The organism is Sphingomonas sp. DC5200-1 (assembly GCF_049897245.1).
In the GTDB taxonomy this organism is placed as follows: domain Bacteria; phylum Pseudomonadota; class Alphaproteobacteria; order Sphingomonadales; family Sphingomonadaceae; genus Sphingomonas; species Sphingomonas aquatilis.
On record NZ_JAFCVW010000004.1, the window covers coordinates 387,298 to 408,713 of the forward strand.

Here is a 21,416-nt window from a genome sequence, read left to right on the forward strand (position 1 = left end):
GGCGGGACGGGGATCAGGCATCGGACCGCTGTGGCATAAACCGGGGCGTGTAGGACAGCCGGTTTCGCATAGGGGCCGGCCGATCCCGCAATCGGCACGAGGGCGGGAAACCGATTGCTGCGCTCTGCGTCTTGTGACTCACATGTGACAGGTTCGACGCGGCCTCGGGAAAAGCCGCTTCAGGGAGGCGGTGCCCATGACCGTTCTGATCGGACAGACGCAATATTCCGTCGCCGCGCGCGCGGCGTTGCAGCGCCATCGATCGATCCGCGACCATTTCGCGGCCGAGCTGTTCGCCGAGCCGGCGCTGGAGGCGCTGCTGCAATTGTTCATCGCGCAGGAGGAGGGCGTGCGGCTCAGCATGCTGACGCTCAGCCGGCAGTGCAGCGTGTCCGAATCGACCGGCCTGCGCTGGATCGCCCGGCTGGAGGCGCTGGGCTATTGCGAGCGGATTGCCGATCATCAGGACCATCGGCGTTCGTGGATCGTGATGAGTGACGAGGGATGTCGGCGGATGCGGCGAGCGCTGGATACGCAGCCGCGCGAGGCGTGAGGGCGGTGGCCTTCTCACGGGGTGGGGCGGGTTAGCCGACGAGTGCGGGTGCGCCGCAGCGTGCGCCGACGACGCGCAGGTCGGCCTGGCCGATGCGGACGCCGGCAAGCTGCTGCACTTGTTCGAGGATGCCGTCGAGCGCGGGCGCCACGCCCGACAGGGCGCTGAGCAGAGGAGCGGTGACCGGCGACGTGCTGACCGTCAGGCCGAGCACGCTGATCCGGAGATCGAGCCGCTGGAGCAGCGAGGCGATGAGGCCACCGAAGGCTTGGGTGGTGTTGATCGTCTTGACCGCACGGTCGGCGATATCGCCGGGGGTGAAGGTCGCCCGCGTCCAGTCGCTGCCGCCGACCTGCACGTCGGCGAGGCCGGTCACGGCGGTCACCAGCACCGACAGCAAGGTGGCCGGCTGGGGCTGGAGCGGCGCATTGAGGTTGCGCAGTGCGGTGTCGGACACCTGGCCGATGATGGCGCGCATCGGCGTGACCCGCCCATCGACGCCGACGGTCGCGCCGCCGGTGCCGCAGGCGACCGAGGCGAGCCGTGCCTCGCCGCCGGCGCCCTCCAGGATCACCGGCAAATTGGCGGTGGCGAGGCCGAGGCCGGCAACGTCGATCCGCGCGTTGAGTGCGATGCGAATCTGCGAGGTGCTGACCGTTACCGACGAATCGCGGCCGACGCGCACCCAGGGCGAGGTGGCGACGCGGCTGCCGATGATGACCGTCGCCTTGGTCGATCCGACGCCCATCACCTGTCCGCCGAGGTCGAGCGTCAGCTGGCGGTCGCCGCCGGTGCCGATCAGCGCTTCGCGCAGCAGTTCGTCCGCGCCGACTTTGAGCGATTTCAGGATGGTGCCGTCGCCGAGCTTCACGATGCGGGCGAGATCGACCTTGGTCGGGGGCAGTTTGACCGCGATGCTGCGCAGCACGGAGGCGCCGGTGCCCGGCGTCGCCGCATCGGCCATCGCGGTGACGAGCGTCGGCAGGTCGACCACCGCCGAGGCGGTGCTGTCGAACGTGCCCAGGCCGACCCCGGCGCGCGTCTTGAGCAGGCCGGACAAAGCGTAGAGATCGACGTTGGCGCCGACCAAAGCGTTATAATCGGCGACGCTGAGGTTCAGATCGACGCCCGCCAATTGCGACAGCAGCATGCCCGGAAGGCCGCCCTGAACGTTGACCAGGCGGCTGCCGACGCTGATCGCCGCCTCCCCCGTCCGCGCGGCGATCGCCGCGGCGCGCAGGTCGACGTAGCGCCGACCGGTGAGGATGCCGGAGAAGAAGAGGGGGATGCGCTGGCTTGCCAGCACCTGCACCGCGGCGACGCCATTGGCGGCCGGCTGGAAGCGCGCCGCGACCGCGACCGCCGGATCGGGGTTGTAGGCGCCCGATTGCGCGGTGACGATCGTGACGCTGGGCGCGCTGTCAGCGGCGACGGCGCCTTGCGCCGCGGTGCGCGGGTCGCCGCCCTGCAGGACGGCGGCCATCGCGGCGCGATCGGTGATGCCTTGCAGCTGCCGCTTGCGCACGACCATCCAGCCGTAATCGACGGCGAGCGAGGCGGCGCTGAGGAAGATGATGATCAGGAAGACCGACATGACCGCGACGCTGCCGCGCCGGTCGCGCGCCAGCTGTCCGAACGGGGGGACCGCTAATCGAACCCTCACAGGCCCCCCAGCAGGATGGTAGCGCGCTGGACGATGCGGCTGGGCGGCGCGGGCACGAAGGGCAGGCGCAGATTGCCGTCGCGGCTGGCGTCATAGCTGACCGTGATGGTCAGCTGGCCCGTCCCCTCGCTGACCGCGATCGTGGCGCGCTGCATGTCGTAGCGGCCGAGATTCTTGAGGTGTTCGGTCGCCTTGGTGGTGGCGAGGCTGCGCCGTTCGGTGGCGTCGAGGCCGGCGATGGCGGCGCGGGCGCCGTCGTTCGCCGCCTGCTGGATGCCGTTCGCGACCAGGAACCACCAGGCGTAGGAGATGATGCCGAAGGTCAGCATCAGCATCACCGGCAACAGGACGGCGAATTCGATCAGCATCGATCCGCCCGTATGGGACAGAATTGCCGCAATCCTCCTGCGGCCGCGGCCCACGGTGCGGGCGCTGACGGCGTCGGTGCGAACATCAACTCCGGTCATTCTTTTTCCTCCATGACGGGGCATGGAGGATGTCGCCTCAAGTCGATCTAAACATTTCTGTCAGAACGACTTTGAGGTGATTTTCGGACCGGATTCGTTTGTTTGGCGAACTATTGCCGACGTGCGGTTTTGTTTCGCTATCGTAAGGTTGCTCAGGCGTCGGTGCGGGTGAGGCTGAGGAACACGTCTTCCAGATCGGGTTCTTTGGTCGTCACGTCGACGATGCCGAAGCCGTCGTTCTGCACCGCGGCGAGGACTTCGCCGGCATTCACCCGATCCTTGGCATAGGTGATTTCGAGCGTCCGGCTGCCTTTCAGGACGATCTTGGCGAAACAGGCGTTTTGCGGCGGCGTTGCGACGTCGCGGTCGACGGTGACCGCCACCACCTTTTCTTGTGCCTTGCCGACGAGGTCGCGCGTTGGTTCGTTGGCGATCAGGCGGCCGTGGTTGATGATCGCGATGCGATCGCACAATTCCTCGGCCTCTTCGAGGTAGTGGGTGGTGAGGACGACGGTGACGCCGGCGGCGTTCAATTCGCGGACATAAGCCCACAATTGCTGGCGCAGCTGGATGTCGACGCCTGCGGTCGGTTCGTCGAGGACGAGGACGGGGGGCGAATGGACCATCGCCTTGGCCACCATCAGCCGCCGCTTCATGCCGCCCGACAGCGTGCGGGCATAGGCGTTCGCCTTATCCTCCAGATGCACCGCGCGCAGTAGGTCGAGGCTGCGGCGCTGCGATTTGGGAACGCCGTAGAGGCCTGCCTGGATCTCCAGCGTCTCGATCGGCGTGAAGAAGGGGTCGAACAGGATTTCCTGGTTGACGATGCCGATCGACGCCTTGGCGTTGCGCGGATGCGCGTCGATGTCGAAACCCCAGATTTCGGCGCTGCCCTCGGTCTTGTTCACCAGGCCGGCGAGGATGTTGATGAGCGTCGATTTCCCTGCGCCATTGGGGCCGAGCAGGCCGAAGATCTGGCCGCGGGGCACGTCGAAGCTAACCCCGTCGAGCGCGCGCTTGCCGCCCTGATAGGTCTTGCAGAGGTTCTGGATGCGGATCGCGGCCTCGGTCATGGAGCGGGGCATACGCTTGTCGTGGCGGGGTGCAACCCATTCCGGTGGATGCATCCTCTCCTTCATCGTCATTCCCGCGACGGCGGGAATGACGAACGGGGGAGAGCGCGGAGGATTGATGGGACGAGCGTGCCTTGCTATCCGCGCATCCATGATCGCGCCGCCCGAAATCGTCCGTGTCTCCCAACGCCGCGTCGCCTGCGACGGCGCCACCGACATTCCCGGCGGTGCGGCGCTCGGCCATCCGCGCGTGTTCCTGCAGATCGACGAGCATGGCTATATCGACTGCGGATATTGCGATCGGCGCTTCGTGCTGATCGGCGGGCCGGCGGATGGCGTCGATCAGGCGACGTTGCGCGACATTTCGGAAGGCGCGAGCCCGCGCTAACTAGCCGGGCCGCATCGCGCGCCTATATTGGCGGGTATGACCGTATCCGCCGATCCCCGCTCGTTCCTGTATCGCGACGCGCTGTCGCCCGACGCCGCGCTGCGGCTGACCGCCGAAACGCTGGGGGCCGCCGACGATGGCGAACTCTATCTGCAATATCGCAAGGCCGAGGCGTTCGGCTTCGATGACGGGCGGCTGAAGACCGCGAGCTACGACACCAATGCGGGCTTCGGCCTGCGCGCCGTGTCGGGCGAGATGACCGCCTTCGCGCACGCCAACGAGCTGTCCGAAGCGGCGATCCGCCGCGCGGGCGAGACGATGGCGCTGATCGACCCGTCGAAAGGGGCGAAGGCGCCGCCGCCGCAGGGCAACAACCGCCACCTCTATACCGACGCCGATCCGCTCGATCTGGTGCCGTTCGCCGACAAGGTGAACCTGTGTCAGACGATCGATGCCGCGGCGCGCGCGCGCGATCCGCGCGTGGCGCAGGTGTCGGTGGGCCTCAGCGGCACGTGGAGCGTGGTCGAGATCGTGCGGCCCGACGGCTTCGTCGCGACCGACGTGCGGCCACTGGTGCGGCTCAACATCCAGATCGTCGTCGAACAGAATGGCCGGCGCGAGACGGGCAGCTTCGGCATCGGCGGTCGCTATCTGTACGAGCGGCTGATGGAGCCGGCGGTGTGGAACCGCGGAATCGACGAGGCGCTGGCGCAGGCTTTGGTCAACCTCGAATCGGTCGCGGCGCCGGCGGGCGAGATGACCGTGCTGCTCGGGCCGGGTTGGCCCGGCGTGCTGCTGCACGAGGCGATCGGCCATGGGCTGGAGGGCGACTTCAACCGCAAGGGCACGTCTGCGTTCTCGGGCCGGATCGGCGAGCGTGTCGCGGCGCCCGGCGTGACGGTGGTCGATGACGGGTCACTGGCTGACCGGCGCGGGTCGCTGTCGATCGACGACGAGGGCACGCCGACGCGCGAGACGGTGCTGATCGAGGACGGTATCCTGAAGGGCTATATGCAGGACCGACTCAATGCGCGGCTGATGGGCGTGGCCGCGACGGGCAATGGGCGGCGCGAAAGCTTTGCGCATGCGCCGATGCCGCGGATGACCAACACCTTCATGAAGGACGGCACGGACGATCCCGCCGAGCTGCTATCCCGCGTGAAGACCGGCATCTTCGCCAAGAGCTTCGGCGGCGGGCAGGTGGATATCGTTTCGGGCAAGTTCGTCTTTTCCTGCACCGAGGCGTACCGGATCGAGAACGGCAAGCTGGGCGCGCCGATCAAGGGCGCGACGCTGATCGGCGACGGGCCGACGGTGCTGACCAAGGTGCTGGGCATCGGCAACGACTTCTCGCTGGACGAAGGGATCGGCGTGTGCGGCAAGGGCGGACAGAGCGTGCCCGCGGGCGTGGGTCAGCCGACGCTGCTGGTCGATGGGCTGACGGTGGGGGGTACGGCGGCCTGAGGGTTCAGAAGCCGTTGATGAGGAAGTCGAGCGCGGCCTTGATCGTCCATTCCTGATCCGCGAGCGATCCGATGCGTCCACGGAGCAGTTTGGCGTCCAGCGTGACGGCGAAGTGCGTGGCGAGCAGCCATGGTTCGCCGTCCAACGTCACCTTAGGGTTCAGCCGGCCGACGACGTTTGTATCATCGGAAGGGTCGATCAGCGGGATCACCAGCCGCGTACGGTGGACACTCGCCAGTGGAGACTGGACGTCGACGACATGTGCGCCGTCGGGCAGAATGTAGACGTCGAATTGGGCCATCACCAGGCGCGGTACTTTTCGAGTGGATGACCGTTTTTCTCGTACCAGCGGTTCCAGCCTTCGATGGCGTGAGCATTATCCTCGCGCCATCGCGCCTCCTGCGCAGCTTTGATCGCCACGCGTAGCGCGTCTTCACTCACTCGGGACATATTGACCCCGGCTTCCCTGGCAGCCGCGACGATGCCGGTGTCGATCGAGACGTTGACGGCCTTGCGCTTGCCGGTGCGGATCGGATCGTGCTTCATACGGTGAAAGTATGCGCATCATCCATGCGCGTCAACGGAGTGCAACCATGTCCCTCGTCGAACTCGGTCGGTACGATCGCAACCTGGCCAACATCCTCGTCGGGCGGCTGGCGGCGGAGGGGATTGCGGCGATCGCCTTCGATGGCGGCGCGAGCATCGCCGATGGCAGCTATCTGCTGGTTCCGGTCCGCGTGATGGTCGACGAGGACGATCTGACGGCGGCGCAGGACATCGTCGGCACTGCCTGATTTTTGGGCAGAGAAAGCGCGCTGCACAATAATCTGACGTTGCTCGCACCGACTGCGCACGAAATGCCCTGAAATCCTGCCAAATCGTAAATGGCACGGTCGTTGCGATGCAGCATGCCGTCTGATGCGAAGGGGGCAGGGATGAAGCTGGTCATTGCGATCATCAAGCCGTTCAAGCTCGACGAGGTGAGGGAAGCGCTCACCACGTTGGGGGTGGCAGGGATGACGGTTACCGAGGTCAAGGGGTTCGGCCGCCAGAAGGGCCAGACCGAAATCTACCGCGGCGCCGAATACAGCACCAACATGGTGCCCAAGATCAAGATCGAGGTGGTGTGCGCCGCCGACCTGGCCGACCGGGTCGTCGAGGCGATCCAGGCATCGGCGAACACCGGCGCGATCGGCGACGGCAAGATCTTCGTGCTCGACGTCGGACAGGCGGTGCGCATCCGCACCGGCGAAACCGACGATTCGGCGCTCTGAGGGGGGTAAGATGAAGCTGACACAGAAATTCGCCGGTGTCGGGGCGGCCTGCGCTGCCGCGGCCTTCACCGCACTGCCGGCCTTCGCCCAGGCAGCGCCCGCGGCGGCACCCGTCGTCGCGACGGTCAACAAGGGCGACACCGCCTGGATGATGACCAGCACCGTGCTGGTGATGATGATGATCCTGCCGGGCCTGGCGCTGTTCTACGGCGGTCTCACCCGTGCGAAGAACATGCTGTCGGTGATGACGCAGATCGGCGCGGTCGCGTGCCTCGCGATGCTGATCTGGGTGATGTACGGCTATTCCCTCGCCTTCGGTCCCGACCTTGCCGGTGGCGGGGTGCTGACCAACTTCATCGCCAGCTTCGACAAGGCGTTCCTGAAGGGCGTGACCGCGGCGTCGCAGTCGGCGACCTTCACTGCGGGCGTCGAAATCCCAGAATATGTCTTCATCTGCTTCCAGATGACCTTTGCCGCGATCACCGTCGCACTGGTGCTGGGATCGGTGGTCGAGCGGATGAAGTTCAGCGCAGTGATGGCGTTCGGCGCCGTCTGGCTGACGATCGTCTACTTCCCGATCGCACACATGGTGTGGGCATCGTCGGGCCTCTTCTTCAAAGCGGGCGCGCTCGACTTCGCGGGCGGCACCGTGGTGCACATCAACGCGGGCGTCTCGGCGCTGGTCGCATCGCTGATGCTCGGCAAGCGCATGGGCTATCCCAATACGCCGATGCCGCCGCATTCGCTGACCCTGACGGGCGTCGGCACCGGCCTGCTGTGGGTCGGCTGGTTCGGGTTCAATGCGGGTAGCGCGCTGGAAGCCAATGGCTCGGCGGGTCTTGCGATGATCAACACCTTCGTCGCGACCGCGAGCGGCGGCCTGTTCTGGATGCTGATCGAGCGGGTGCGCGGTCACAAGGGGTCGGCGCTGGGCTTTTGTTCGGGCATCGTCGCCGGCCTGGTCGCGGTGACGCCGGCGGCGGGCAATTCGGGTCCGTTCGGCGCGATCGTGCTGGGTGCGGTTGCTTCCGTGGTCTGCTTCTTCGCGGTGTCGGTGCTGAAGCCCAAGCTCGGCTACGACGACGCGCTCGACGCCTTCGGCGTGCATGGCATCGGCGGCATGATCGGCGCGATCGGCACGGGCATCGTCTATGCCCCGTCGCTCGGCGGACCGGGTGCGGCGGATTACGCCATGGGCGCCAAGCTGCTGGTGCAGATCGAGGCGGTCGCAACGACGATCGTCTGGGCATCGATCGGCACGGTGATCGCGATCACCATCGCCAAGCTGCTCACCGGCCTGCGCGTCAGCCCCGAAGTCGAGCAGGAAGGCCTCGACCTCGGCGAGCACGGCGAGCGCGCCTACAATTGATCGGGAGCGGGACGCTAGGTCCCGCACCCCACCGACGTTCCTCCTGCGGACGACCCTGGCCCGGTACGGTGACGTACCGGGTCTTTTTTTGTGTTCGCGCGAAGACGCGAAGACGCGAAGGGGGTGCGTGAGGGGTGGGCGTCAGCCTGTCTTTCTCGTGATGGGGAGGGCAGGTGGCTGGCGGCGGGTGCCCACCGCTTTGTGGCTTCGCGGCTTCGCGTAAATTTTTTTTGCGCGCAGAGGCGCGGAGGCGCGGAGGCGCGGAGGTGTTTTGCTCCGCCCCGTTCGTGCTGAGCTTGTCGAAGCACGTCGTTCCACAGGGGCGGGGGTGCGTGCGGTAACCCGCCCTTCGACAGGCTCAGGGCGAACGGGGTGTGTGGGAGCACGGCCCGCCCTGCCCCGCCTTCGTCATCCCGGCGAAAGCCGGGATCCATGGAAACGCGACGCAGCGGTTGCGTGCCTACGTCAGTCGCACTCCCGTCCATGGATCCCGGCGTGCGCCGGGATGACGAGGGAGGGGGAAGGGGGCATGGGCGGTACGTTGCGTGAGCGCGGGCCTCAGCCCAGTTGCGCGCGGAGGTCCATCATAGCGATCGCCGCTTGGGCCGCACCGCCGCCCTTGTCGAGCTGGCCGGGGTCGGCGCGGGTGATCGCCTGCGCTTCGTTCTCGGTGGTGAGGATGCCGTTGCCGATGGCGAGGCCGTCCATGGTCAGCGCCATGATACCGCGCGCGCTTTCGTTCGAGACGATTTCGAAATGATAGGTTTCGCCGCGGATCACCACGCCCAGCGCGACGAAGGCGTCGTAGCGGCTGGTGTCGGACGCCAGCGCGATCGCGCCCGGCACCTCGAGCGCGCCGGGCACCGTCACCGTCTCATGCGTGTGGCCCGCCGCCTCGATCGCAGCGCGGGCGCCGGCGAGCAGCATGTCGTTGAGATGGTCGTAGAAGCGGGCTTCGACGATGAGGATATTGGCCATGGGTCAGCCTTCGCCTTCGATGCGGCGCTCGGCGACGATCGACAGGCCGTAGCCGTCGAGTCCCACGAGCGTGTGGTGGGTGTTGGTCAGCAGGATCATGTCATGCACGCCGAGCTCGGCGAGGATCATCGCGCCGACGCCATAGTCGCGCAATTCCTCCATCGGCACCTCGACCTGCTCGCCGGCATGGCGGCGGACGGCGGTGGTGAAGCCGTCGGCGCGCTGGCGGTTGATGATGACGATGACGCCTGAGCCTTCCTTGGCGATCATCTCCATCGAGCGCTGGAGCATGCGGCTGCGGTCGCCGTCCTCGCCGAACACGTCGGCGAAGGGCGAGAGCGCGTGCATGCGCACCAGCACCGGCTGCGTCACGTCGAGCCGGCCCTTCACCAAAGCGATCTGTTCCGTGCCCGTTGCGGTGTTGCGATAGGCGCGCACCGCCCATTCGCCGCCCCAGCGGCTGGTGAAGCGCGTTTCCGACACCAGCGACACGAGATGGTCGTAGCGGCGGCGATAGGCGATCAGATCGCGGATCGTGCCGATCTTGAGGTTGTGGAATTGCGCGAAGGTGACGAGGTCGTCCATCCGCGCCATCGTGCCATCCTCGTTCATGATCTCGCAGATCACGCCCGAGGGGTTGAGGCCGGCGAGGCGCGAGACGTCGACCGCCGCCTCGGTATGCCCTGCGCGCACCAGTACGCCGCCGTCGCGCGCGACCAGCGGGAAGACGTGGCCGGGCGTCACGATATCGGCGCGGCCCTTAGCCGAATCGGTCGCGACCGCGATCGTGCGGGCGCGGTCGGCGGCGGAGATGCCGGTCGTCACGCCTTCGCGCGCCTCGATCGAGACAGTGAAGGCGGTTTCGTGGCGGGTGCCGTTGTTACGGCTCATCAGGTCGAGCCCGAGCTCCTCGACGCGGGTGCGCGTCATCGCGAGGCAGATGAGGCCGCGGCCGTGACGGGCCATGAAGTTGATCTTTTCAGGCGTCGCCATCTGCGCGGGGATGACGAGGTCGCCCTCATTCTCGCGATCCTCGTCGTCGACGAGGATGAACATGCGGCCGTTGCGCGCCTCGTCGATGATCTCTTCAGGGCTGGACAGGAAGGCGTGGCGCAGCTGGGCGATCTCAGGGTTAGCGGCCACGATAATGCTCCATGCGTTGCAGATAGCGGGCGAGGACGTCGATCTCGATATTGACCATCTGGCCCTGGGCGAGCGCGCCGAGCGTCGTCACCGCCTGGGTGTGGGGGATGAGGTTGACCGAGAAGTGCGTGACGTCCCCATGATCCTCGACCGTGTTGACGGTGAGCGAGACGCCGTCGATCGTGATCGATCCCTTGGGCGCGATGAACGGCGCGAGGGCGGCGGGGACGGCGAAGCCGATGCGGTGCGAATCGCCCTCCGGACAGATGCCGATCACTTCGGCGATGCCGTCGACATGGCCGGTGACGATATGGCCGCCGAGTTCGTCGCCGAGCCTCATCGCGCGTTCGAGGTTGAGGCGGCGGCCGGGGGTCCATTGGTCGCGTGCGGTGCGGGCGATCGTCTCGCCGGAGACCTGGACGTCGAACCAATGGGTGTCGGCCGTGCCCTTGTCGATGACGGTCAGGCAGACGCCCGAACAGGCGATCGAGGCGCCGAGGTCGATCGTGTCGGGGTCGTAGGACGTGGCGATGCGCACGCGCGTGTCGCCCTCGCTCTGAACCCGTTCGATCGTGCCGATATCGCTGACTATGCCGGTGAACATGGGGTGCGCTCGTAGACCTCGAGCCGGTCGCTGCCAAGCTGGCGCGCATCGTGGAGCTGCCAGCGGCCGTGTGCCGATCCGAGATCGGTGAGGCCGATCGCGCCGATCGCGGGCAGGCCGCCGCCGATGACGATGGGCGCGCGGTAGAGGAGCAGGCGATCGACGAGGTCGTCTCGCAAGAAGGTGGCGGCGGTGCCCGCGCCGCCCTCGACGAGCAAATGGTCACCGGGGAGGGTGGCGATGGCGGCGGGGGAGGGGATTACCAATACTTCGTCATCCCGGCGCAGGCCGGGATCCATGGATGGGGGGACGCTCGATCCTTGGGCCGCGCCGTGTCCATGGATCCCGACGTTCGTCGGGATGACGAAGGAGGGGGAGGACGACAGGACCACCCGCTGCGGGCTTCGCCCCTCCAGCCCCGGTAGGCGTACGTCGAGGGTCGGGCGGTCCGCCTCCCATGTTCCCCGGCCGACGAGGATCGCTTCGTGGCGGGCGCGTTCGAGGTGGGCGTGGGCGCGCGCCTCTGGACCGGTGATCCAGCGGCTGGTGCCATCGGCGAGAGCGATGCAACCGTCGAGCGAGGTGGCAAGCTTCAGCGTCACGAACGGGCGGCCGAGCCGGCGGCGGGTGAGGAAGCCGGCCATACTGCGCGCTGCATCGGTGGCAAGCAGGCCGACCGTCACTGCCACACCGGCGGCACGGAGCCGGGCGATGCCCTGGCCGTTGGTGCGCGGGTCGGGATCGCCGAGCGCGATTACCACACGCGCGATGCCGGCCGCGATCAGCAGATCGGTGCAGGCGGGGCCACGCGCCGAGAGATGCGCGCAGGGTTCGAGCGTGACATATGCGGTGGCGCCTCGTGCGGCGTCGCCCGCTTGGGCCAATGCCATCGCCTCGGCATGCGGGCGACCGCCGGGCTGGGTCCAGCCGCGACCGACGACACGATCGTCGCGGACGATGATGCAGCCGACATTGGGATTGGGCGTGGTGCGGCCGCGCGTGCGCTCGGCGAGCGCGAGCGCGGCGGCCATCCAGCGCGAATCGTCCGTTATCACAGCCCCATTTTATTCATCGCGTCATCGACCTTCTTGAACTGGCTGCGCAATTTCTCCTCGCGCGCCTTCTGCGCGGCGATGCGCTTGTCCTGTTCGACCTTGTCGATCGCCTGCTGCGCCTTGATCTCCGCATCGGTGCGGTTGGCGGCGTAATTCTTGAAGTAGATGATGTTGGGTTGATAGGGTTCGGGCGGAATGTCGTTGCGCATGAAGGCGTAGACGAAGAACCCCGTGATCGCGATCGCCAGCGCAAGGAAGCCGAGGTCGCGCGGCTCGCGCTGCGACAGGAAGAAGCGCAGGTCGCGAATGGCCCGCACTGGCGAGAAGCGGCTGAAGAACTGCATCGGGGAAAGATAGGCGCAGGCTCGCGACTCGACCAGCCCCTCCCTTGCAAACGGCCGTTCGTGCTGAGCCTGTCTAAGCACGGCTGTCCGGGGGCGTTACGCTCGTGGCAACCTGCCCTTCGACAGGCTCAGGGCGAACGGTGCGAGGGTTGGGGGTCAGTCGGTCAGCCCGTGGACCAGCAGCAGCGACACGAAGGTGAGCAGCGCCGCCCAGGCGAAGACGAGCAGCACCGCGGTACGCCACAAGGCGGAAAAGGTGCGCAGCGAATAGGCGCCGCGCAGCTGGCGGAACATGTGGATCGGCGGCAGCGCGAAGACGGCGAGCACGATCCAGCCGCTACCGATGCCGATGACGCCGGCGATCATCAGCGTGATCACCATCAGCATCATGAAGGCGAGGCTGTACGTGACGAAGATCGCGTGATCGTACAGGCCGAAGCGGCGGCGCCAGAGGAAGAGCAACGCGACGAAGGGCGTCGAGATGGGGATCAGCAGCCAGCTGTATTTGTACGCGCTCGATTGCAGCTTGTAGAGCGCGAGGCCGGGATTCTTGTTGGCCTTTTCCAGACCATGGTCGAGGCTGGCCCAGCCGGTCTTGGCGTTGGTGAACGACGTTTCCACGTTGTCGCCGCCGGTCCCGCCCGCCTGGGTCCGCTTCAGCGCGGCGATCGCGGTCTGCAAGCCAGCGATGTCCTGATCGATCTTTTCGGTCGGTTTGCCCGCAGCGACCAGCTTGGCGCGTGTCTTCTGGGCAAGGTCGAGCTGCTTTTCCACCTTCTCAACGCCGCCGGCGATGCCGACGATGTGGCGGCTGACGCCTTCGGGTGTCGCGAGTTCGGCGATGTCGCCGCCCAGCGCGCTGATCGTCGCGAACATCAGGAAGACGGTGAACAGGAACACCGCGAGCGGCGAGACGAACCGCGCGCGCTCGCCGGCGACGTAGCGGCGGGTGAGATCGCCCGGCCGCCACACCAGCATCGGCAGCGTGCGCCAGATCTTGCCTTCGAAATGGAAGACGCCGTGCGCGATCTCATGCCCGATCGCGCCGATCGTGCGGTGGACGTGGCCGCTCTGTCCGCAGGCGTGGCAATGCGCCCCAATCAACCGCGTGCCGCAATTGAGGCACAGGCCGTGGCCGTGCTCGCGTGATTCCCCGGCGTGCGGCTCCACCGTGCGGGCGGCGAGCGCGCCCGTGATGAAGTCCCCTGCTGCTGCAATATCCCCCGACATGGTAGCAGCTTAGCAAGCTGTATCGGCCGGGCAAGATCGTCTTCGTGGCATAAGGCGGGGTGGCGTGGTAACGAACGGCATGGCCGACGCAGACAGTACGCACGAAATGATCGCAGACATGGGCGCGCGTGCGCGCCGCGCCGCCCGCATGCTGGCGGCTCTGCCGACGGCGGCGAAGGCGGCCGGGCTGCGCGCCGCGGCGGCGACGGTGCGTGAACAGGCGCCGGCGATCCTCGATGCCAATGCGCGCGACATGGCGGCGGGCGAGGCGCGCGGCCTCAGTGGCGCGCTGCTCGACCGGCTGCGGCTGGATACGGCGCGGATCGAGGGGATCGCAGCGGGGATCGACGCGGTGGCGGGGCTGGACGACCCGGTCGGGCAGGTGATCGATCGCCGCGAGCGGCCCAACGGCCTGCAGCTGACCCGCGTGCGCGTGCCGATCGGGGTGATCGGCATCATCTACGAATCGCGGCCCAACGTGACCGCGGACGCGGCGGCATTGTGCGTGATGGCGGGCAATGCGGTGATCCTGCGCGGCGGCAGCGAGGCGATCCACAGCAATAGCGCGATCCATGCAGCGCTCATCGCGGGGCTGGAGCAGGCGGCGCTGCCGGCGGAGGCGGTGCAGCTGGTGCCGACGACCGATCGTGCCGCGGTGGGGGCGATGCTGACCGCCGATGGCCTGATCGACCTGATCGTCCCGCGCGGCGGCAAGAGCCTGGTCGCGCGCGTGCAGACGGAGGCGCGCGTGCCGGTGCTGGCGCATCTCGACGGGATCAATCACGTCTACGTCGATGGCTCGGCCGATCCGGCGATGGCGGAGCGGGTGGTGCTGGATGCGAAGATGCGGCGGACCGGCATCTGCGGGGCGATGGAGACGCTGCTGATCGATCGCGACTTTGCCAGGCCAGCGGAGTTGGTGACAGCGCTGCAACAGGCCGGATGCGAAGTCCGTGGCGATCCCGTCGAGGCGGCGTTCGGCGAGATCGTCGTGCCGGTCAGCGCCGAGGATTGGGACACCGAATATCTCGATGCGATCGCCTCCGTCGCGCTGGTCGATGGGGTCGAGGGGGCGATGGCGCATATCGCGCGGCACGGATCGCACCATACCGACGCGATCGTCGCCGAGGATGCGGGGGTTGCGGAGCGATTCCTGAACGGCGTCGACAGTGCGATCGTGCTGTGGAACGCCTCCACGCAATTCGCCGATGGCGGCGAATTCGGGCTGGGCGCGGAGATCGGCATCGCGACGGGGCGGCTGCACGCGCGCGGGCCGGTCGCGCTGGAGGGGCTGACGACGTACAAATGGATCGGCCGCGGCACGGGGCAGGTGCGCGGTTGAAGACTCCCGACGCAAGGGATAGCATCCGCTAATGAACGCTCCGGTATCGATCAATGCACCGCTCGATCCTGCCACGCTGGCGATCGTCGAGGAACTGGCCCGTTCACGTGGCATCACCGGCGAAGAATTTGCGGCGGACGCTATCCGCAAAGTTGCCGAACACGACATCGAACTACGAGCCTTTATTCAGGAAGGTATCGATTCGATCGAACGCGATGGCGGCATAAGCCAAGAGGATATGGAAGCGTGGTTCGAGGAGCGCGTGGCCGCCCGTAAACGGGGATGAGGCCCGTCACCTGGGCTCCCCGCGCGAAGGCCGACCTTGCGCGGATCGACGTGTTTTATGCCGAACGCGATCCCGATTTTGCCGACGAGATAGGGCGGGCGGCCATTGCTGCTAGCCGCTTCCTCGGTGAGTTTCCCGCTGCCGGCCCGATCGTTGACCGGGACGCGCGTAAGTGGCGGATCGCGGAAACTGACTTTCTTCTGCTGTATCGGATCACCTTCACCGGCGTTGAGATTCTTCGCGTCCGTCATGGGCGTGAAGACTGGCAGCGAGCCGCGCCATGAAAACCGGCCTGCTCGGCGGATCGTTCAACCCGGCGCATCGCGGGCATCGGGCGATCACGCTAGCCGCGATCCGGGCGCTGGAGCTCGACGAGGCGTGGTGGCTGGTGTCGCCGGGCAATCCGCTCAAGAGCGGCGCGCGCGACATGGCGCCGCTGGCGGCGCGGCTCGCGTCGGCCAAGCGGATGGCGCGGCGGGCACCGATCCGGGCGAGCGATATCGAGGCGCGGCTCAATACGCGCTACACGCTCGACACGCTGCGCCAATTGCAGCGGCGTTACCCGCGGCGGCAGTTTATCTGGTTGATGGGGGCGGACAATCTGGCGCAGTTTCATCGCTGGCGCGGGTGGCGCGAGATCGCCCGCACGATGCCGATTGCGGTGATCGCGCGTCCGGGGTATGACGACAAGGCCCTCGCGGGTGTCGCGATGGGTTGGCTGCGGCGCTTCCAACGGCCCGCACGCCAGGCGAAGCATTGGACCTCGTGGAGTTTGCCGGCACTCGTGCTGTTGCGCTTCCGCCCCGACCCGACCTCCGCCACCGCGGTCCGTGCGGCCGATCCCGACTGGCACCGGCACTGATGCCGGCCCAGCAACCCAGGAGTCCCCTTGGCGAGTACCCCCCAGGCCGTGCGTCCGGCCGACCCGGCCGAAGTCGAAGCGCTGCTGCGACTGATCCTGACGTCGCTGGACGACGATCAGGCCGAAGAGGTCATTTCGATCCCGCTCGCGGGCAAATCGACGATCGCCGACCATATGGTGATCGCCAGCGGCCGATCGACGCGGCAGGTCGCATCGATGGCCAACAAGATCGCCGAAAAGGTGAAGGCCGAGTTCGGCCGTCCGGTGCGGATCGAAGGGCTGCAGACCGCCGACTGGGTGCTGATCGACGCCAATGACGTCATCGTCCACCTGTTCCGGCCGGAGGTGCGCACCTTCTATAACCTGGAGCGCATGTGGCAGTTCGGCGATACCGTGTCGTCGTCGCTGAAGCCGCTTCCCCCGGAAGTCCTCAACCGGCCGAAGACCCCCACCGCGACGGAAGAGGCCTGACATCCTTCTCCACATCGTGGCGCGCGGCAAGATCGGGCGATCGCCCGAGGCGGAGCTGGTCGATCGCTATCTGAAGCGGATCGTCTGGCCGACGCGCGTCACCGAGCTGCCCGATACCGGCGGCAAGGTGCCCGCAATGGAGCCGCAGACGGTGCGGGTGATGCTGGACGAGAAGGGCGAGGTGCTCGGCTCGCTGGACTTTGCGCGGCGGATCGAGCGGTGGCGCGATAGCGGCACGCGCGAGCTGCGCTTCCTGATCGGCGCCGCTGACGGGTTCGACGATGCCGAGCGGGCGGGCGCGGACTTGTTGCTGTCGTTCGGGCGCGCGACCTGGCCGCACATGCTGGCGCGGGCGATGCTGGCCGAGCAGCTGTTCCGCGCGACCGCGATTCTGGCGGGGCATCCCTATCATCGGGAGGGGTGATGGCTGCCATCCCGCGCCCACCCTCACCCTTCCGCGGCTACGCCGCTCCCTCCCTCTCCCGCTGGGAGAGGGAAAAGCCGCCGAAGGCGGCGAAGGGTGAGGGTAGGCGCGTCGCATTCTGTTGTCTCGCTTTCCTCACACTCGCGGTGCCTGCCGAAAGCCAGCCTGTCGTCGATCAGCGCCAGCGGCTCGTCGCGGCCAAGCGCGACGCGGTGATCGCCACGCGTCGCGCCGAAGCGTTGGCGCGCGACGCGGCGGCCGAACGCAATGCTGCGGACAAGGCGCGGGCCGAGGAGGCGGCGCTGGCGGCGCGGGTGCGTGCTGCGGAGGCCAATCTGGCGGCGGCGCGGGCGCGGCAGGCGATCGTCACGCGATTGCTGGCGGATCAGCAGACGACTCTTGCCACGCAGCAGGCGCCGGTCGCGCGATTGCTCGCGGCGCTGACCGCCTTGGCGCGCCGGCCGGCGGTGGTCGCGATCGCGCAGCCGGGATCGATCGACGACCTCGTCCACGTCCGCGCCGTGCTGGGCGGCGCGCTGCCGCTGGTGCAGCAGCGGACCGATGGCGTGCGGCGGCAGATCGCGCAGACGCGGGGGCTGGAGCAGGATGCGGCGGTCGCCGCGGCGGCGCTGCGGCGCGGGCGGGCACAGCTGGAGACGAACCGGATCGCGCTCGCGACGCTGGAGGCGGCGCACCGGCGTCGCGCCAGCGCGCTCGGCCGCAATGCGATGAGCGAGGAGGATCGGGCGCTGGCACTGGGCGAACGCGCGCGGGACCTGGTCGAATCGCTCGGCGACGATGCAATGGCACAGGCGACCGCGGCGGATCTGGCGGCACTGCCTGGTCCTCTGCCGCGCCCACTGGCGCCCGGCACGCGCGTACCGGTGCCGGCGGCGGGGGCGTATCGCCTGCCGGTGCGCGGGCGGCTCGTCACCGGGACGGGCGAGATTTCCGACGCGGGCGTGCGGTCGCGCGGGCTGACCTTTGCGGTCGCGGCGGGTGCGCCGGTGGTGGCGCCGGCGGGGGGCGTGGTGCGCTATGCCAAGGCGTATCGCGGCTATGGCACGATCGTGATCCTCGACCATGGCGACGGCTGGACCAGCCTCGTCACCGGGCTCGCCGCTTCGGGCGTTCGCCCGGGCGAGCGTATCGCGGCAGGAGCGCCTTTGGGCAGGGCGGCGGGGGGCGAAGAGCCTCACATCACCGTCGAATTGCGTCGCCGCGGGCGGCCGGTGGATATCGCCGCGCTGCTGGGCTGAGGGTGCCCGACGGTTCGCGTCGACCAAGCGTGTCCGATCTTCCGGTTCGTTATTGCCTCGCCCCGCTCGCAATGACGGCAGGGGCCGTGCGGCGGCGATAGCCGGATCGGCAGCAGGCGCGCTGCGCCGTCAGCGACGGTTCAGCCTCGCCGTGCTTTGCTCCGGCTCGCAAAAGGGATAGACGTGCGGGGTTTTCCCGCCTTGCAGGACTTTCGATGCCCCGTCCGCTGCTGACCGCGACTGCTATCATCGGTTCCCTGTCCCTGATCCCGCTCGCCACGCAGGCGATGGCGGCGGTGGACACGGATACCTATCGCGAATTCGACCAGTTCCTCGACGTCTTCAACCGGATCAAGGCCGATTACGTCGACAAGGTCGACGACAAGAAGCTGATCAAGGGCGCGATCGAGGGCATGCTCGCGAGCCTCGACCCGCACTCGAGCTATGTCGACGCGCTCGACTACGACAACCTCAAGATCCAGACCGAGGGCAATTACGGCGGCCTAGGCCTCACCGTCCAGATGGAGGACGGCGCGGTAAAGGTCGTCGCGCCGCAGGAGGATACGCCTGCCTATCGCGCCGGCGTGAAGTCGGGTGATTACATCACGCATATCGACGGCAAGCTGATCTACGGCGAGACGCTGGACGAGGCGGTGGCGCTGATGCGCGGCAAGCCGGGCAGCAAGATCAGCATGACGATCGTCCGCCCCGGACAGGACAAGCCGCTCGACATCACGATGACGCGCGAGGTGATCGTACAGCGCCCGGTGAAGTGGGAGGTGCGCGGCGACGTCGGCTACATCAACATCAACACCTTCTCCGAAAGCACCGGCGCGGATACGCGCGCGGCGATCATGGCGATCGACAAGAGCCTGGGTCATCGGCCGCTGGGCTATGTGGTCGACCTGCGCGACAATGGCGGCGGTTTGCTGACGCAGGCGATCGCGGTGAGCGACGCCTTCCTGGATCATGGCGAGATCGTATCGCAGCGCGGGCGCGAGAAGAGCGACATCGAACGTTATTTCGCCAAGCCGGGTGACGATGCGCACGGGCTGCCGGTGGTGGTGTTGACAAACCCGGGTACGGCCTCGGCGTCCGAAATCGTCGCGGGCGCGCTGCAGGATCATCACCGCGCGCTGATCATGGGCGAGCGCAGCTTCGGCAAGGGATCGGTGCAGACGCTGCTGCCGCTGGGCCCGCAGACCGCGCTGCGCCTGACCACGGCGCGCTATTACACGCCGTCGGGCCGCAGCGTGCAGGAAGGCGGCATCGAGCCCGATATCCGCGTGCCGCAGATCAGCGATCCCGACATCAAGACGCGCCCCGTGTTCCGCGAGGCCGACCTGCGCCGCCACCTGATCAATGAGGTGAAGGCGGACAACAAGATCCTCGAGGAAGACACCAAGGACGATCCGCGCTTTGCGATGACGGCGGAGCAGTTGAAGAAGCAGGGGATCGACGACTTCCAGCTCTATTATGCGCTGAAGACGGTCGCGCGGCTGGGCGGCGCGGCGCAGGTCGCCGCGGCGACGAAGCCGGTGCCCTCCAGCCGGCCGGGCGGCAAGTGAGCCGCGCGTTCACGCCCGCCGAGCGGCGCGCGCGGGCGCTCGCGCTGCTGCTGCCCGCGGCGTTGCTGGCGGGGGCGTGGTTCTCTCAGCTCGTCGGGCACCTCTACCCGTGCGAAATGTGCCACTGGCAGCGCTGGCCGCATTATGCGGCGCTGCCGTTCGCGCTGCTGGCGTTCGTCGTGCCGCAGCGGAGCATCGCCAAGGCGCTGGTGGTGATCGCCGCGCTGCTGATCGCGGTATCGGGCGCGATCGGCGTGGCGCATGCCGGCGTCGAATATCATTGGTGGGAGGGCTTTACCGCCTGCACCCAGACGGTCGACCTGCGCGGGCTGGGCCCGGATGCGCGACTGGAGGCGCTGATGCACGCGCCCATGGTGCGCTGTGATACGCCGCAATGGACGCTGATCGGCATCTCGCTCGCCGGGTTCAACGCGATCTTTTCGCTGGGTGGCGCGTTGCTGATCCTATGGTGGATGAGGAAGGCACGATGACCGCGACGATCGCGAACGCGCGCAGGCCGCACTGGCGCCCCGGCGACCGGCGCGAAGCGACGAAGGCGATGATCCGCGTCGATCAGGCGGGCGAATATGGCGCGACGCGTATCTATGCGGGCCAGCTGGCGGTGCTGGGCGACCGGCATCCGGCGTCGCGTGCGATCCATCATATGGCCGCCCAAGAGGAGCGGCACCGCGCCTTCTTCGATGCGATGATGGCGCGCCGCGGCGTGCGGCCGACGCTGTTCCAGCCGTTCTGGGATAAGGCGGGCTTCGCCTTGGGTGCGATCACCGCGGCGATCGGGCCGAATGCGGCGATGGCCTGCACTGCGGCGGTCGAGACCGAGATCGACAAACACTATCAGCAGCAGCGCGACGAACTGGGCGACAGCGATCCCGAATTGTCGGACGCGATCGCCGATTTCCAGGCCGAGGAGCTGGAGCATCGCGACCATGCGCTGGCCGCGGGCGCGGAACAGGCGGTCGGTTATCCGATCCTGTCGGGCCTGATCCGGCTGGGCTGCAAGGTCGCGATCGCCACCGCCAAGAGGATTTGAGAGGACGACTCATGCGAGCCTTCATCGCCACCGCCTTGATGCTGACCGCCGGCCCCGCGTTCGCGCAGGAGTTTACGCGGGGCGCGCAGCCGACGGCCCAGCCCCCGGCGCAGACGGTCAGCACGAAGCCGGCGCTGCCCGGCGCGCCCAAGCCGGTCGTGATCCAGGCACCGGGCGAGGTCGCCAAACGGGCGCCGATCAACGGCGTGCTCGTCCTCTATGGCAACGAACGCTGCCCGACGAACAGCGACGGGCAGGAAATCGTGGTGTGCGAGCGCCGCAGCGCGCGCGAGCAATATCGCGTGCCCAAGGAATTGCGCGAATTCCAGGTGACGCCGCAGAACGAAAGTTGGGCGGCACGGGCTCAGGGTACGCTGGATGCCGGTGTCGGTGCGAACAGCACGGGGAGTTGCTCGACGGTGGGGGCCGGCGGGCAGACCGGCTGCTTCCTGCAAAGCGCGCGGGCGGCGCGTAAGGAGAATCAGGCGCGCAAGGCGGAAGAGGCGCGGGTTCCGTAAGGGGGCTGCCTCACACTCTCTCGTCACCCC

28 protein-coding genes are annotated in these 21,416 nt (G+C 67.7%); 17 read left to right on the forward strand and 11 right to left on the reverse strand.

What is annotated here, in order from left to right; translation table 11 throughout:
- The first annotated feature begins 196 nt into the window (after nt 1-196).
- Nucleotides 197-553 carry a hypothetical protein gene (locus ACP7A3_RS10855; protein WP_426255574.1) on the forward strand — a complete coding sequence of 119 codons (357 nt, stop codon included), beginning with the start codon at nt 197-199 and terminating at the stop codon, nt 551-553.
- A gap of 31 nt (nt 554-584) precedes the next feature.
- On the opposite strand, the gene ACP7A3_RS10860 is transcribed toward ACP7A3_RS10855, so the two are convergent.
- From ACP7A3_RS10860 to ACP7A3_RS10870, 3 genes are all read right to left on the reverse strand, one after another.
- Nucleotides 585-2,216 (reverse strand): TadG family pilus assembly protein, encoded by a 1,632-nt coding sequence (locus ACP7A3_RS10860; RefSeq protein ID WP_426255575.1) that lies wholly within the window; start codon nt 2,214-2,216, stop codon nt 585-587.
- The gene (locus ACP7A3_RS10865) at nt 2,213-2,683 is read right to left on the reverse strand and encodes a TadE/TadG family type IV pilus assembly protein (protein ID WP_426255576.1); all 471 of its coding nucleotides are present in this window, start codon (nt 2,681-2,683) and stop codon (nt 2,213-2,215) included. Before ACP7A3_RS10865 ends, ACP7A3_RS10860 begins: the two co-directional genes overlap by 4 nt.
- Before the next feature lie 152 nt (nt 2,684-2,835).
- Nucleotides 2,836-3,756, reverse strand: a complete 921-nt coding sequence (locus ACP7A3_RS10870; RefSeq protein WP_017980289.1) for an ABC transporter ATP-binding protein — start codon at nt 3,754-3,756, stop codon at nt 2,836-2,838.
- A gap of 151 nt (nt 3,757-3,907) precedes the next feature.
- Here ACP7A3_RS10870 and ACP7A3_RS10875 point away from each other — a divergent pair, with 151 nt between their 5' ends.
- Together ACP7A3_RS10875 and tldD are read left to right on the forward strand one after the other, a co-directional pair.
- Nucleotides 3,908-4,144 carry a zinc-finger domain-containing protein gene (locus ACP7A3_RS10875; RefSeq protein ID WP_017980288.1) on the forward strand — a complete coding sequence of 79 codons (237 nt, stop codon included), beginning with the start codon at nt 3,908-3,910 and terminating at the stop codon, nt 4,142-4,144.
- Between the two features lie 36 nt (nt 4,145-4,180).
- The gene (tldD, locus tag ACP7A3_RS10880; RefSeq protein WP_426255577.1) at nt 4,181-5,608 is read left to right on the forward strand and encodes a metalloprotease TldD; all 1,428 of its coding nucleotides are present in this window, start codon (nt 4,181-4,183) and stop codon (nt 5,606-5,608) included.
- A gap of 4 nt (nt 5,609-5,612) precedes the next feature.
- Here the strand turns inward: tldD and ACP7A3_RS10885 are convergent, their stop codons facing one another.
- Both ACP7A3_RS10885 and ACP7A3_RS10890 read right to left on the reverse strand, forming a co-directional pair.
- Nucleotides 5,613-5,909, reverse strand: coding sequence for a CcdB family protein (locus ACP7A3_RS10885; RefSeq protein ID WP_294216949.1), 297 nt, complete (start codon nt 5,907-5,909; stop codon nt 5,613-5,615).
- Nucleotides 5,909-6,154: a type II toxin-antitoxin system CcdA family antitoxin gene (locus ACP7A3_RS10890; RefSeq protein WP_294216855.1), complete on the reverse strand. Its 246-nt coding sequence runs from the start codon at nt 6,152-6,154 to the stop codon at nt 5,909-5,911. The genes ACP7A3_RS10885 and ACP7A3_RS10890 overlap by 1 nt, the downstream gene beginning before the upstream one ends.
- Nucleotides 6,155-6,201: 47 nt before the next feature.
- On the opposite strand from ACP7A3_RS10890, the gene ACP7A3_RS10895 reads away from it, so the two are divergent.
- The 3 genes from ACP7A3_RS10895 to ACP7A3_RS10905 all read left to right on the forward strand — a co-directional run bounded on the left by ACP7A3_RS10895 (nt 6,202) and on the right by ACP7A3_RS10905 (nt 8,251).
- Nucleotides 6,202-6,402: a DUF2007 domain-containing protein gene (locus ACP7A3_RS10895; RefSeq protein WP_426255578.1), complete on the forward strand. Its 201-nt coding sequence runs from the start codon at nt 6,202-6,204 to the stop codon at nt 6,400-6,402.
- A 141-nt stretch (nt 6,403-6,543) separates the two neighbouring features.
- The gene (locus ACP7A3_RS10900; protein WP_017980283.1) at nt 6,544-6,882 is read left to right on the forward strand and encodes a P-II family nitrogen regulator; all 339 of its coding nucleotides are present in this window, start codon (nt 6,544-6,546) and stop codon (nt 6,880-6,882) included.
- Between the two features lie 10 nt (nt 6,883-6,892).
- On the forward strand, nt 6,893-8,251 hold the full coding sequence (locus ACP7A3_RS10905) for an ammonium transporter (protein ID WP_426255579.1): 1,359 nt from the start codon (nt 6,893-6,895) through the stop codon (nt 8,249-8,251).
- A 558-nt stretch (nt 8,252-8,809) separates the two neighbouring features.
- Here the strand turns inward: ACP7A3_RS10905 and ribH are convergent.
- From ribH to ACP7A3_RS10935, 6 genes are all read right to left on the reverse strand, one after another.
- Complete coding sequence (gene ribH / locus ACP7A3_RS10910) at nt 8,810-9,229, reverse strand: 6,7-dimethyl-8-ribityllumazine synthase (RefSeq protein WP_043060888.1); 420 nt, start codon at nt 9,227-9,229, stop codon at nt 8,810-8,812.
- 3 nt (nt 9,230-9,232) lie between these two features.
- A complete protein-coding gene (ribB, locus tag ACP7A3_RS10915; protein WP_063686709.1) occupies nt 9,233-10,372 on the reverse strand; it encodes a 3,4-dihydroxy-2-butanone-4-phosphate synthase in 1,140 nt (379 codons plus the stop codon).
- On the reverse strand, nt 10,362-10,976 hold the full coding sequence (locus ACP7A3_RS10920; protein ID WP_426255580.1) for a riboflavin synthase: 615 nt from the start codon (nt 10,974-10,976) through the stop codon (nt 10,362-10,364). Before ACP7A3_RS10920 ends, ribB begins: the two co-directional genes overlap by 11 nt.
- Complete coding sequence (gene ribD, locus ACP7A3_RS10925) at nt 10,961-12,007, reverse strand: bifunctional diaminohydroxyphosphoribosylaminopyrimidine deaminase/5-amino-6-(5-phosphoribosylamino)uracil reductase RibD (RefSeq protein ID WP_426255581.1); 1,047 nt, start codon at nt 12,005-12,007, stop codon at nt 10,961-10,963. Before ribD ends, ACP7A3_RS10920 begins: the two co-directional genes overlap by 16 nt.
- 20 nt (nt 12,008-12,027) lie before the next feature.
- The gene (locus ACP7A3_RS10930) at nt 12,028-12,375 is read right to left on the reverse strand and encodes a hypothetical protein (protein WP_017980277.1); all 348 of its coding nucleotides are present in this window, start codon (nt 12,373-12,375) and stop codon (nt 12,028-12,030) included.
- A gap of 156 nt (nt 12,376-12,531) precedes the next feature.
- Nucleotides 12,532-13,605, reverse strand: a complete 1,074-nt coding sequence (locus ACP7A3_RS10935; RefSeq protein ID WP_043060885.1) for a DUF3667 domain-containing protein — start codon at nt 13,603-13,605, stop codon at nt 12,532-12,534.
- A 79-nt stretch (nt 13,606-13,684) separates the two neighbouring features.
- Between ACP7A3_RS10935 and ACP7A3_RS10940 the strand changes: the two genes are divergently transcribed.
- The 11 genes from ACP7A3_RS10940 (at nt 13,685) to ACP7A3_RS10990 (ending at nt 21,386) form a co-directional block, all read left to right on the forward strand.
- The gene (locus tag ACP7A3_RS10940) at nt 13,685-14,947 is read left to right on the forward strand and encodes a glutamate-5-semialdehyde dehydrogenase (RefSeq protein ID WP_426255582.1); all 1,263 of its coding nucleotides are present in this window, start codon (nt 13,685-13,687) and stop codon (nt 14,945-14,947) included.
- A gap of 31 nt (nt 14,948-14,978) precedes the next feature.
- Nucleotides 14,979-15,233, forward strand: a complete 255-nt coding sequence (locus ACP7A3_RS10945; RefSeq protein WP_017980274.1) for a hypothetical protein — start codon at nt 14,979-14,981, stop codon at nt 15,231-15,233.
- Complete coding sequence (locus ACP7A3_RS10950) at nt 15,230-15,517, forward strand: type II toxin-antitoxin system RelE/ParE family toxin (protein ID WP_426255583.1); 288 nt, start codon at nt 15,230-15,232, stop codon at nt 15,515-15,517. The genes ACP7A3_RS10945 and ACP7A3_RS10950 overlap by 4 nt, the downstream gene beginning before the upstream one ends.
- Nucleotides 15,514-16,095, forward strand: a complete 582-nt coding sequence (locus ACP7A3_RS10955; protein ID WP_017980272.1) for a nicotinate-nucleotide adenylyltransferase — start codon at nt 15,514-15,516, stop codon at nt 16,093-16,095. The genes ACP7A3_RS10950 and ACP7A3_RS10955 overlap by 4 nt, the downstream gene beginning before the upstream one ends.
- 27 nt (nt 16,096-16,122) lie before the next feature.
- A complete protein-coding gene (gene rsfS / locus ACP7A3_RS10960; protein WP_426255584.1) occupies nt 16,123-16,566 on the forward strand; it encodes a ribosome silencing factor in 444 nt (147 codons plus the stop codon).
- A gap of 1 nt (nt 16,567) precedes the next feature.
- On the forward strand, nt 16,568-16,990 hold the full coding sequence (locus ACP7A3_RS10965) for a 23S rRNA (pseudouridine(1915)-N(3))-methyltransferase RlmH (protein WP_063686692.1): 423 nt from the start codon (nt 16,568-16,570) through the stop codon (nt 16,988-16,990).
- Complete coding sequence (locus ACP7A3_RS10970; protein WP_426255585.1) at nt 16,990-18,249, forward strand: murein hydrolase activator EnvC family protein; 1,260 nt, start codon at nt 16,990-16,992, stop codon at nt 18,247-18,249. The genes ACP7A3_RS10965 and ACP7A3_RS10970 overlap by 1 nt, the downstream gene beginning before the upstream one ends.
- Before the next feature lie 215 nt (nt 18,250-18,464).
- Complete coding sequence (locus ACP7A3_RS10975; RefSeq protein WP_017980268.1) at nt 18,465-19,817, forward strand: S41 family peptidase; 1,353 nt, start codon at nt 18,465-18,467, stop codon at nt 19,815-19,817.
- Complete coding sequence (locus ACP7A3_RS10980) at nt 19,814-20,308, forward strand: disulfide bond formation protein B (RefSeq protein WP_426255586.1); 495 nt, start codon at nt 19,814-19,816, stop codon at nt 20,306-20,308. Before ACP7A3_RS10975 ends, ACP7A3_RS10980 begins: the two co-directional genes overlap by 4 nt.
- Nucleotides 20,305-20,868: a demethoxyubiquinone hydroxylase family protein gene (locus ACP7A3_RS10985; RefSeq protein ID WP_241890331.1), complete on the forward strand. Its 564-nt coding sequence runs from the start codon at nt 20,305-20,307 to the stop codon at nt 20,866-20,868. Before ACP7A3_RS10980 ends, ACP7A3_RS10985 begins: the two co-directional genes overlap by 4 nt.
- An 11-nt stretch (nt 20,869-20,879) precedes the next feature.
- Entirely contained in the window at nt 20,880-21,386 is a 507-nt protein-coding gene (locus ACP7A3_RS10990; RefSeq protein WP_426255587.1) for a hypothetical protein, read from the forward strand.
- Nucleotides 21,387-21,416: the final 30 nt, after the last annotated feature.